Source organism: Chitinophaga sp. (assembly GCF_035564935.1).
Taxonomy (GTDB): Bacteria; Bacteroidota; Bacteroidia; order Chitinophagales; family Chitinophagaceae; genus Chitinophaga.
This window is the reverse complement of the sequence record NZ_DATMTE010000555.1, coordinates 1-11599: the sequence shown is the minus strand read 5'-3', so window position 1 is coordinate 11599 and position 11599 is coordinate 1. Positions and strand designations below refer to the sequence as shown.

9 protein-coding genes and 1 pseudogene are annotated in these 11599 nt (G+C 48.8%); 5 read left to right on the top strand and 5 right to left on the bottom strand.

The genetic code is table 11. From position 1 onward, the window contains the following. The coding region (locus VN105_RS14435) for a redoxin family protein (RefSeq protein WP_325642060.1) at positions 1 to 576 on the top strand (576 nt) is incomplete at its 5' end. An 83-nt stretch (positions 577 to 659) separates the two neighbouring features. On the opposite strand, the gene VN105_RS14430 is transcribed toward VN105_RS14435, so the two are convergent. Continuing rightward, complete coding sequence (locus tag VN105_RS14430) at positions 660 to 3191, bottom strand: M14 family metallopeptidase (RefSeq protein WP_325642058.1); 2532 nt, start codon at positions 3189 to 3191, stop codon at positions 660 to 662. Between the two features lie 125 nt (positions 3192 to 3316). Here VN105_RS14430 and ggt point away from each other — a divergent pair, with 125 nt between their 5' ends. From ggt to VN105_RS14410, 4 genes are read left to right on the top strand one after another with little or no spacing between them, the layout of a single operon-like run. Further along, the gene (gene ggt, locus VN105_RS14425) at positions 3317 to 5023 is read left to right on the top strand and encodes a gamma-glutamyltransferase (RefSeq protein ID WP_325642056.1); all 1707 of its coding nucleotides are present in this window, start codon (positions 3317 to 3319) and stop codon (positions 5021 to 5023) included. Positions 5024 to 5039: 16 nt separating this feature from the next. Next, positions 5040 to 5567 carry a DUF1572 family protein gene (locus VN105_RS14420; protein ID WP_325642054.1) on the top strand — a complete coding sequence of 176 codons (528 nt, stop codon included), beginning with the start codon at positions 5040 to 5042 and terminating at the stop codon, positions 5565 to 5567. A gap of 6 nt (positions 5568 to 5573) precedes the next feature. Further along, complete coding sequence (locus VN105_RS14415) at positions 5574 to 5996, top strand: hypothetical protein (protein WP_325642052.1); 423 nt, start codon at positions 5574 to 5576, stop codon at positions 5994 to 5996. Further along, entirely contained in the window at positions 5978 to 7054 is a 1077-nt protein-coding gene (locus tag VN105_RS14410; RefSeq protein WP_325642050.1) for a hypothetical protein, read from the top strand. The genes VN105_RS14415 and VN105_RS14410 overlap by 19 nt, the downstream gene beginning before the upstream one ends. A 49-nt stretch (positions 7055 to 7103) precedes the next feature. Here the strand turns inward: VN105_RS14410 and VN105_RS14405 are convergent, their stop codons facing one another. The 4 genes and pseudogenes from VN105_RS14405 to VN105_RS14390 all read right to left on the bottom strand — a co-directional run. Next, the gene (locus VN105_RS14405) at positions 7104 to 8093 is read right to left on the bottom strand and encodes a DUF5007 domain-containing protein (protein WP_325642048.1); all 990 of its coding nucleotides are present in this window, start codon (positions 8091 to 8093) and stop codon (positions 7104 to 7106) included. A gap of 23 nt (positions 8094 to 8116) precedes the next feature. Continuing rightward, on the bottom strand, positions 8117 to 8791 hold the full coding sequence (locus VN105_RS14400) for a fasciclin domain-containing protein (RefSeq protein ID WP_325642046.1): 675 nt from the start codon (positions 8789 to 8791) through the stop codon (positions 8117 to 8119). A gap of 25 nt (positions 8792 to 8816) precedes the next feature. Then, complete coding sequence (locus VN105_RS14395; protein ID WP_325642044.1) at positions 8817 to 10376, bottom strand: RagB/SusD family nutrient uptake outer membrane protein; 1560 nt, start codon at positions 10374 to 10376, stop codon at positions 8817 to 8819. 19 nt (positions 10377 to 10395) lie between these two features. Further along, positions 10396 to 11599: pseudogene (locus tag VN105_RS14390) on the bottom strand (SusC/RagA family TonB-linked outer membrane protein); the annotation flags it as partial.

The window sequence follows — 11599 nt, the reverse complement described above, 5'->3', positions numbered from 1 at the left end:
ACTATTTTATTTTCTTCTTTTCAGCCAACCCGGGAACTTCCCCTGGAACCAGGATCTCCCTTACCAAAATCAGAAATAACCTGTACAGATATCTCCGGAAAAGAAATCTCCTTAGGCGCTGCAAAGGGAAATAACGGGCTACTGGTGATCTTTGGAAGTAATCAATGCCCCTATATGCTGCGTAACCAGGAGCGGCTGCGCAATATCTGCCAGTATGCGTCCAAAAACAGCATTGGTGTTATTATGGTGAACTCTAACGAAGCCGCACGCACCGGTAATGAATCTTTTGCCGCCATGAAGCAGTATGCTGCGGCCCAGCATTTCAGATGGTATTATGTGGTAGACAGAAATGCGGTACTGGCCAACGCTTTCGACGCCAATCACACACCTGAATGCTTCCTGTTCGATAAAAACAGCCGGCTCGCTTATAAAGGGGGAATTGACGACAGTCCGGGTAATGCGGAAGCGGTGAAAACACGTTTATTACAAAACGCCATCAATGAAATGCTGGCGGGTAAAGCGGTTAGCGTGAACACTTCCCATAGCATGGGATGCAACATAAAAAGGAATCTTTAAAATTACCGGTGATTTCCTGTGCTCTTTTTTTTCAGGGAGATGAATACCGCAGTATTCTATCTGCATAAAAAATCACCGGCATATTACTGGCCTACCAGGAAAACTGCGTTACTGAACAACAGTTTACCATTTTCCCAGAAGCTCCTGAATAAAGGGTTATCTGCCAGTATGATCACGGAACCACTGCCTATTTCCTTTACGCCAAACAATAAGCCGTCTTTCAACTGTTGCCGGGTAGATGCACCCACAAAGCCGGTAAGGTAGCTGTCTTTCTTCAACACGCCTACATTCCACCCCCCGTTCTCAATAAATTCATACAAATGTGCATCCTGCTTCAGCGTATAATAAAACGCCGGATAACCAAATGCCAGCGGATGCGTGGTATCCAGCTGCACTTTATAAATGGCGCCTGGAATAAACGCTTTAATGCTTTCCCGCTCCCTGTTGGCATAGGGTTTCAAAGCATCATACGGACGCGCCGCGGCAGCCTTCTCTTTTGCTTCCTTATCTTTTTCCTCTTCTTTCTTCAGCTTAATGCCCCACTCGGCCCCGGCCACCTGCACCGCCGCCGATTCCAGCGCAATCAGCTTACCACCGTTATTGATCCACTCTTTCAGTTTATCCGTAGCTGCTTTGTCTTCAAATATCTTATAATCTCCATCGGCTAAAATCAGCACATCCGTTTTATCCCAATTGATATCCTCCACATTTCGTTCGTCCACTACCGTTATAGGGAACTCCAGCTGTTGTTCAAAGAAATGCCATATCTCGCCCATGCCCAGGGAAGAAATACCTCTCCCGGCCAGCAGCGTTACTTCCGGCTTACGGATAAAGCGGATCTTATCGGAACCGAAGTCCATTCCCTTGTCTACAAAACCCGTGGCTACCGCATCCAGCGAAATCTTAAAGTGATTCGCCTGCATAGTAATAAAGCGGTCGAACTGATCGCCTTTTGCAGTATTTCCCGAACGGGTGATCACCAGCGTTCCTGCCGGGAAATCCTTGCCGCCAGCGGTGAAGGGCGTTTCTGTAAATCTTACTTTAATATCATTTTGCAACAGCGACGATAAGAACTTTACATCCCGTAAGCTGTTCCATTTAGCCAGGTAAGCATATGGTTTCTGTGCCGACAACGGCGTATTATTACGCGTTACCGGTGCATCCCCCGCCGGTGTTAACGGCTGTTTTACTGCATAGGAAGTTAACCCATATGCATAAGGCAACGCCCACGCAGTGATATCATAAGTAACAGAATCCGTTAAGCGCGACACCGGTTCAAACAACACGCGCAGCATGTTGGAATGCGGCTGATAGGCGTTGATCACCAGGTCTTCCTTATCGATGGTAAACGTTTCTGTTTTACCTGTAAAATAATTGAATCCGCTGGCGCTGCCGGTATTGGCGCCGAAGCCAACAGCGATGTTATTTTTACGTAGCAGTTCCGCCAGGGTATTAAGCTTTTCCGTATTGCCACCGGCTTTCACTACATATGATTTATACCCGCCCTGCGGGGTTTTCTTCGCAGCTTCAAAATACTGTGTATACTCGCTGATGATCTTTGCAGCCTGCTGTGACGCCACTTCAACGGTAGACATGCTGGTGGCGAAATGATGCGCAATCCGGTCTGTAAGTGTAAGTGTATCGCCATCCTTTTTCAATACAGCTACACCGGCCCTTCCGCTACCGCCCTGCTCATACGTCATGCCAATAGCGCCGTTGTACATGGGATAGGTGTCGCCATAACTGGGATAGAAAAGATCAAAACGTTCCTTGGTAAAATACAGCCAGCCCTGTTCATCAAAATACTTCGCATTATTTTTCCCGATAAGTACCTGTAGCTGGCGCTGCCAGGGCGTAATGGCATCATGAAAAGGTTCCGCCGCAGGCGCAAAGTAATAAGGCGCCTCTATTTCCTGCTCATGGAAATCCACATGCAGCTGTGGCATCCACTGGTTGTATCTGGCCACCCGTTGCTGCGATTCCTTTTGTGTTTGCCAGGCCCAGTCGCGGTTCAGGTCAAAGTAATAATGATTGGCCCTTCCGCCCGGCCAGGGCTCATTATGTTCTCTCGACCAGCGATTTACATTGGGTGTAACGCTGCGGGTATTATTATAGAAATTCACATACCTTTCACGGCCATCGGGATTAAGACAGGGATCAATGATCACTACGGTATTTTTCAGCCATTGCTGCGTTTGTGCATTGCCGTTATTAACCAGTTCATACAGGGCTTTCATGGAGGCTTCCGTGGAAACCGCTTCATTGCCGTGTACATTATAACTTAACCATACAATTACCGGCTGGTTATCAGCGCTGTTGCCTTTTGCGTTCGACATGTCCAGGCTGCGCTGCCGGATCTCTTCCAGGCGGCCGGCATTTTCAGGAGAGGCTATAATAGCCATCAGCAGCGGCCGGCCTTCATAGGTGGTGCCATATTGCTCCAGCTTTACATTCTTTGCCGTTGCCGCCACCTGTTTAAAATATTCCACCACCTTGTAATGAGGCGTAAACCGGGTGCCCAGCGGATAACCGAGAAACTGGTCGGGTGTGGGCGCCTGGGCGTTTGCAAAAAGGGCGCCCAGCATAACAAAGGCCGTTAATAAAAATCTGCGCATATAAAGCCTGAAATTGAATACTGTAAGTTAGGAATTGTTTTCCGGTGATAATTATTAACCTGCTTAAATTATTAAATTTCCCATAATTCAGCGCATATCGTTAATTTCGATGCAAACAGACACCCATGCGTTTCCTTATCATGCTGGGGATGACGGTATGCACCTTACACACCGCCTGTGCCCAACAAACAACAGACGAATTACATCCTTACGATTACAGTATCGAGAAAGATATTAAAGTATTGCACGGGGCTGTAGTATCAGCACATCCGCTGGCCAGCCGCGTGGGCGCCATTGTACTGCAACAGGGCGGCAACGCTGTAGATGCCGCCATTGCCACTCAACTGGCGCTGGCAGTGGTATATCCGGGCGCCGGTAATATTGGCGGCGGCGGCTTCCTGGTGGGCCACCTGAAAAACGGGCGCAATATTGCTATCGACTACCGGGAAACAGCGCCCGCAAAAGCACACCGGGATATGTACCTCGACTCCCTCGGTAATCCCATTACCCAACTAAGCCTCGACGGGCATCTTGCTGCAGGCGTACCCGGCACCGTGGCCGGTTTATTCGCCTCCATGAAATATGCCAAACTGCCTTTTCCCAAACTGATAGATCCCGCCATCCGCCTGGCGGAAAAAGGGTTCGTGATCACCGCCGCCGAAGCGGCAGGACTCAATAGCGCCAGGGCTGATTTCGAAAGACTTAACACCACTAAAACCGCTTTTGTAAGGGACAAAACCTGGAAAGCCGGCGACACCCTGGTGCAGAAAGAACTGGCACATACCCTCACGCTTATACGAAATAAAGGAGCTGCAGGATTTTACCAGGGAGAAACCGCCGCCGGCATCGTGGCGGAAATGAAACGTGGCAACGGCATCATGACCCTGCAGGATCTCAAAAATTATAAAGCAAAAGAAAGAACTGCCGTAGCATTTAACTATAAAGGCTATACGATTGTAACCATGCCCCTGCCTTCCAGCGGCGGCATTTGCCTCCAGCAGCTGATGGGCATGGTCGAAAACTATCCCATCTCGCAATGGGGCTTCCAGTCGCCACAGGCTGTTCAGCTGATGATAGAAGCAGAAAGACGCGCTTACGCCGACCGCGCCCAATTTCTTGGCGACCCCGATTTTGTGAAAGTGCCTTTCTCACAACTCACTGATAAAAAATACCTGGCTACCCGTATGCAGGATTTTACACCTGGCAAGGCCGGTTCCAGCGAACAAACAAAAGCAGGCGTGCTGCCCGAAAGTGAGGAAACCACCCACCTCAGCATCATCGATGCCGATGGCAATGCGGTAGCAGTAACCACCACCCTCAATGGCCACTTCGGCAGCAGAACAGTGGTGGGTAAAGCGGGCTTCCTGCTCAATAACGAAATGGACGACTTCAGCGTAAAACCAGGCGTACCTAATATGTACGGACTGGTGGGCACAGAAGCCAATGCCATTGCTCCTTCCAAGCGCATGCTCAGCTCCATGACGCCTACCCTGGTGCTTCAAAAAAATGAAGTGCTGTATTCCCTGGGCACACCCGGCGGTTCCACTATCATTACCTCCGTTTTCCAAACACTGATGAATACACTGGAATTTGGCCTCTCACCATCGGAAGCCATCAACAATCCCAAGTTCCACCACCAGTGGCTTCCCGATGAAGTGGCCGTGGAAAACGGGTTCCCCGACAGTACCATCCAGGCCCTGGAAGGAATGGGCTACAAGGTGGTAAAACGCGGTCCCATAGGCCGTACCGAAATTATTAAAAGAGCGCCTGAAAGCCGCTACCTGGAAGCATCCGGTGATAAGCGCGGCGACGACAGCGCAGCAGGATATTAATCTAAAAATACTGACAATGTCTATCCAGTCTATTTATCTGCAAAGCGTACTAAAACGTCTTGAAATACACCGGGAACTGGGTGTTAAAACCATCCGGCGACTTAACAAAGACCAGCTGAACTGGCAACCCGACGGGGAACCCAATAGTATTACCATGATCATTAAACACCTGCATGGTAATATGTTGTCGCGCTGGACCGACTTCCTCACCACCGACGGGGAAAAGCCAGGCCGTAACCGCGACGGGGAATTTGAGGAAAGCGGCCTCAGTTATGAGCAGATCGTACAGCTGTGGGATGAGGGCTGGGATTGCATGCTTACGGCTATCCGCGCGTTGCAGGATACGGACCTCGACAGGACCGTGTTTATCCGCAACGAGCCCCACATTGTAATAGACGCCATTAACCGGCAGCTGGCACATGTGCCCTATCATGTGGGCCAGATCGTATATATCGGGAAAATGCTCCTGAAAGAAAAATGGGAAAGCCTGTCCATCCCCAAAGGCGGATCGGCAGCTTTCAATAAAGCAAAAACAGGGAACTGATCATTCATGAAAATACGTCAACTACTTGCCGTTGTTACGGTATTACTCCTGTTTGCCGCCTGCCAGGGGAAAAAGAACAATGAACTGCTGATGAATAAAAAATGGCGGGTGTATGATGTGAAAATTCCGCCGGGATCGCCCATCAGCAACACGCAGTACATACAGGCACAGGACCTGAAAAAAGGCTATTACCGGGATGCTTATTACCAGTTCCTGGATAATAACATGTTTGTGGCCACCATTGCCGGCAGGTCCGATACCGGTAAATACTTCATTCTCAGCAACGGCGCCATGATCTCCGTTACGGCGAAAAACGGCGACCGTAAAGTGGAAAACCTCGTTACGATTACCAGGCTTACGGAAGATTACTTCGACATGCAGGTAACCTCAACCGATTTCCAGTTTATTTTATGTACGAAGAAAGAATAACGGCTATGTTGTATACGGATCATACACCAGGAAGAACAGTTACACAGGAAGGCCGCAACTGCCTTTTCTTTTCAGGATTTGCTTACCTGGGCCTGCATCAGCTGCCGGCCTTCAAACACCTGCTGGCTGAAGGTATTGATAAGTATGGTACCCTGTTTCCTTCTTCCAGGTCCGGCAACTTACGTTTATCTATATACGAAGAAACAGAACATGCCCTTTGCACACATGTAAAGCAGCAATCGGCGGCCGCTTTTTCTTCCGGCTACCTGGCATCACAAGCTGCCGTACAATATGCCGTTAGCAACCGGCAACCCTTGTACGCGCCGGATGCGCATCCTTCATTGTGGTACCAGGAGCCCGTGTTACCGGGTATAAGCAGGGAAGAATGGATCGCTCGCACTATTGAAAAAGTGAATACACACCCCGATCATCATTTCGTGATCATCACCGATACGGTGAACCCGCTCACAGGCGCTATCCATCCTTTTCACTGGCTGCAGGAGCTGCAGCGTAAAGTGCTGGTGCTGGCAGATGATTCCCACGGCATCGGCATATTGGGACCCAACGGGCAGGGCGCCATTCATTTCTTACCCGAAACCCCATGCGTCAGATACCTGCTCTCCGCCTCACTGGCAAAGGCATACAGCATTTCCGGCGGAGTGGTTGCCGGTCATGCTGCAGATATCACAGCAGTTAAAAAGCTGCCCGTTTTTTCCGGCAGTACCCCCATGATGCCCGCCCACGCCCATGCCTGGCTGCACTCCGGGGAACTGGCTGCAAAAATGCGCAGATCATTACAGCAAAATATCGCTTACTTCCTTCATCTTACTGCCAATACCACCGTGCATAACCCGCATGGCCTTCCCATGTTCATCCTGCCAGCCGGCGATAAGCTGGTGCATTACCTGCAGGACAGGGATGTGATCATTTCCAGCTTCCCCTACCCGCAACCACATAGCCCGGTAATTAACAGGGCCGTGGTTTCCGCACTGCATTTGCAGGAAGATATAGCTACGCTGCATCAGTTCCTGCAGGAGTTTGGGATCATACCTGCATAAAAAACGGGAGGATACTACCCTCCCGCTTCCTTATTATTATCTATACTTATTAAGGAGTTACTTTCACTGTTTTAGGCATCCGCAACTCTACCACGTATACACCTGCTTTCATGAGCCGGAAGGCAAACAGCGGGTTTACGCTACCCACCTTGGCCGACACATTTTTATCTACCGATACATAAGCAGAAGGAATACGGTAATACATCAGGTAGTTCCAGTTGTTCCCCCCGCTGGAGTAGCGGCTCAGCGGGAACGGCGCAATCTCGAAATTACAGATCATAGCCGTATCCGTGTATTCAATCGGGTGGAACCTGGCATAGTTCTCAAAAATAGGACGGTCGCCACGTTTAATGATCTCCCCGCTTTTCGGGTTGAAAGGCTTGCCATCTTTATCCGTTATTTTCAGGATAACGGAAGCACCGCTTTCATTGATCCTGGTAATCTTCATTTCCGGCGTACCCATTGGTACGGTAGCAGAGCCGTCGTCAGGAAAGAAATTGCAACCGGAAGTGGTTTCAGTAACCAGTGGCGGATCAACAGTGGTGAGTGTGCCAATGTTCGTGTACACTTTTGAACCCGCCACATTAGATACCTCCACGTCATATTCATAAGTTACATCCAGCGGCAAACTATCCGTAGCGCCGTTGAATACAAACTGGCCGCTGGACAGGAATACATAAGGCTGCATTTTTTTCAGCTCGCGTTTTTTATTCACCAGTTCAATGGTGGTATCTTTTGCCGGGTCTACCGCTGCCGTATATACGTAAACAGGGTATTCTTTATAAAATTCATCCGCATGTTTTTTGTTATCCACCCTCCTGATATCCAGCAGCTTCACGGTCATGGGCTGGGTAGTACCATCCGCAAGGATAGCGCTTGTTTTCTGGAAGGCGTTGCCACGCTGTACTTTAATAGGCGTATCCGGCACGTACAGGCCATCGCTCAGGAAGCCTTCTTCTATCTTTTTACAGCCCGCAATCAGCAGCCCAAGCAGCATTGCGGAGGTGAGCCATTTCTTTGCTTTATATTGATGCAACATACTTTCTGATTTAATGATGATGATTATTTCCAGTAGAACACATGGTTGTTTTGCAATACATGCAATACGCCTGTTTTTGTAATGATACCGGTGGTTTGCAGGGTATACTGTATGTCCCTGTCGTCTTCGGGATAATCATCCGGGCGGGGATCCGGGTCCAGTCCGTTGATCAGTTTGGTCAGCGCCATATATTTTACACCGGCAGAAAAAATATCATCATACCCGCCGGCTTTGATCAGCTTGAAAGCAAAATCTTCTCCGACTTTATTCTTATATACCTGCGATTCCAGTGAAAGATCAGCACGTACAATTTTCCCGCTAAAAACATAAGCCAGCAGCGAGTCGCGCAGCTCAGGCGCCTTCAGGCTATCGATAGTGTACTTAACGTTTTCATCATTCAATTCCTTTTGCAGCTGCGTGGTCCGCACACCAAGGAACTGTTTGATCGAGTAATCCGTAGGCGCTACAAAAGTTACATCGCTGTTGATGGTTTCTTTGAGCCCAGCTTTATCGATGAGCAGGATCAGCGTATCAAAGTTTGCATTTGTTTTGAGATAGTCGTAGGTGGTAAGATCTGTATGATCATTGGTAGGACTGCCGCCCAGGAAATGATCGTCTTTCTTACAGGCCGCAAATAACAGGGTAATCAGTAAGATGCCCCAGCCAGCCTTTGCAGTAAATATTTTCAGTTTGTTCATGTCAGTTCATTTAAGATTCAGGATGCTATTTCACTTTACCGAGCCAGTAGTCATTTTGTTTGAGCACACTGTTGTTGAGGAACAACGCGCGTCCTACCGGCCATTTCCAGCCACCGGCGTCGAAGCGGTCCTGCGGGAAACCTGCTGCTGCATTCACGTCGCCGTTCATCAGCATACGGGTACGTACCAGGTCGTACCAGCGCTGGCCTTCTGCATATAATTCGCGGGAACGTTCCAGGAACGCTTCCACCTTAATATCGGTTACATCTTCCGGCAGAATGGGTGCTGCCTGTGAGCGGGCCCTCACGCGGTTGATATCCATTAAGGCAGCGCCTACATTTCCCTGGTCGGCATGCGCCTCTGCGCGCAACAGCAACAGGTCGGCATAACGCATCAGGATAATATTGGCATCTACAGCAGCATCGGTGAAATTACCCGGGTTACGGTAGTTGATATTTTCCCTGTTGGGGCCTGCAAACTTGCAGATGAGTACATCGTACTGACCAGACGCATCGAGGTTGGTAAAGTAGTAGCGGCGGCGCAAATCGGTGCCGGCTTCATCATACAGCAAATTGATCAGGTCAATATTCGGTGCATCTATTTTACTGTCCTTATTGGTAATAAAGGGCGTTTTCAGGATATTATAATAAAATCCTTTCTCTACCTGTTGTTCTCCATTGGCTACCTGCATATTGATCTCAAATATTCCTTCCATTGATTTTCCGTGGAAGATCTTCGGATACATCTCTGCCGGCAGCAACTGGTACTGGCCGCTGTTCTCCACTGAATCAATGGCTGCAATTGCATTGGTTACATCAGATACTACCTGCCCTTTGTTCAGGAAGTTCCTCCACATATAAGCATGTGCCAGTAATCCGAAAGCAGCGCCCCTGTTGGCTCTTACCGCCCTTTCAGTACCGTTCTTGTATTCCCATGGCAACAGGCTGATGGCTTTTTTGAGATCTGCAATACAGGTATCAAGAATGATCTTTTCATTGGTTCTCGGAATATTTTCTGACGTTACCGGGTTAGGATCATATTGCATCACCAATGGCACATCTCCCCAGATACGCACCATATAGAAGTAGCTGAATGCACGCAGGAAGTAGGCTTCTCCCAGGAAGCGGTTACGGGTGCGGGTGGGCTGATCCGTAAATTGTGCATCCGGGATGTTGGGAATATTATGCAGCATAATATTCGATTGGGTGATCACTTTATAGTAGGGCGACCAGTCGTGATATTTTTCCAGGTAAGAACCCAGGAAATCAGCCGTATTCATGCCGTCCCCGCCTTTCACCAGGAACCTCACATCGTACTGGTCATAATCCGAAAACTCGTATGCAGGTAACGAACCATACGCAAAATGCGACATATTCTGATCGTAGTCCGTATTGGAAGTTAATGCTCTGCGCAGTAAGGCATAACCGCCTGCCACCCCCTGCTCTGCATCCCGCTGGTTAGTCCAGAAAACAGAATTATAGGGAGAATTGATCGGCTCCTGGTCCAGCAGCTTCTTACAGGACACAAACGGCGACAACAGCAGTCCTGCAGCTATTACCGTGAATATATTTTTCAGACAGTTCATATCTTCTTCTTTTTAAAAATTAAAAACCAACATTTACACCAAGGGTGAACTTACGTGGTATAGGATAACCGCCACCGGTGTAAGTACCTTTTTCATCCACTGCTTCCGCATCAGGAACACTTGATCGCTGAAACATCTTTACATTGTCTACCACGCCATAGATCTGGAGCTTACTAAGCTTAATGCGTTCCAGGAACTTAGGAGTAAATTGGTAAGCAAGGTTCAGGTACTTGATACGCAGGTAAGAACCATCTTCCACAAAGGCGGAAGAAAAAGGAAGGAACTGGTAGTAGTAATGCTCGCTGTAAGGGATCACTTCTGCATATTTGGCATTGTCTCCTTCTTTATGCCAGCTGTCGATGGAAGAAGGATCAATACCAGCAATATTTGCGTAGTTGCCGGTTAAGCCAATGAGCCTGTCGGACATATACTTGTTATAGATATCACGTTTAAGGGTAAACGTCATGTATACCTGCAGGCTCCACGGACCGTAAGAAAAAGCGTTGGTAAAGCCACCGGTGCAGGCCGGGTTGGGATTACCGCTGCGTACTTTATCGTTCCAGTCCCACACATCGTAATCGCCGTTCTGGTCTTCCCAGATAAAGTCGCCCGCCTGCACGGTATGGTTACCGCCCCAGTAGGTAAGCTTTTCACCGGTGTAGGGGTTAAACGGAATATCTTTTTCACTGGCGTATACGCCTTTGTTTTTAATCAGGTAAAACTCATTGATAGCACGGCCTTTGGTAAGCACATACGTCATACCGGTATTGTTGTCCGGCACCATCAGGTCGCGGTTACCGTTGGGTAATTTAACGATCTGGTTTTTGATGAAAGATAAGATCAGGGTAGAGTTCCACTGGAACTTGCTGGTAGGCGGCGTAATCCGGCCCTGTATGGTAAATTCCACACCGGTGTTGCGTACATCCACCGCGTTGGTATTCACCTTATCATACCCGGAAGTAGATGGCAGCAACAGGTTAAACAGCAGTTTGGAAGTACCCCTGTTAAACGCGTCTGCGGTAACGTTCAATCTTCCGCTAAAGAAGCTTGCATCCACGCCTATATTGGATTGGATGGCCTGTTCCCAGGTAAGCCCGTCCTGTGCCACACCATCGGAGAAGTTAGGCGTTACGGCATTCACCCCGTTGTAGGTGCCACCGGTAGAACCGCCATAGGTACCCTGGTTGATGCTGTAATTATTATACTGGAGATAATATTGTTTT

Bases quoted from the DNA above. Each gene is read 5' to 3' on its own strand.
- VN105_RS14430 (WP_325642058.1), bottom strand. From the start codon at position 3,191: ATGCGCAGATTTTTATTAACGGCCTTTGTTATGCTGGGCGCCCTTTTT.
- ggt (WP_325642056.1), top strand. From the start codon at position 3,317: ATGCGTTTCCTTATCATGCTGGGGATGACGGTATGCACCTTACACACC.
- VN105_RS14420 (WP_325642054.1), top strand. From the start codon at position 5,040: ATGTCTATCCAGTCTATTTATCTGCAAAGCGTACTAAAACGTCTTGAA.
- VN105_RS14415 (WP_325642052.1), top strand. From the start codon at position 5,574: ATGAAAATACGTCAACTACTTGCCGTTGTTACGGTATTACTCCTGTTT.
- VN105_RS14410 (WP_325642050.1), top strand. From the start codon at position 5,978: ATGTACGAAGAAAGAATAACGGCTATGTTGTATACGGATCATACACCA.
- VN105_RS14405 (WP_325642048.1), bottom strand. From the start codon at position 8,093: ATGTTGCATCAATATAAAGCAAAGAAATGGCTCACCTCCGCAATGCTG.
- VN105_RS14400 (WP_325642046.1), bottom strand. From the start codon at position 8,791: ATGAACAAACTGAAAATATTTACTGCAAAGGCTGGCTGGGGCATCTTA.
- VN105_RS14395 (WP_325642044.1), bottom strand. From the start codon at position 10,376: ATGAACTGTCTGAAAAATATATTCACGGTAATAGCTGCAGGACTGCTG.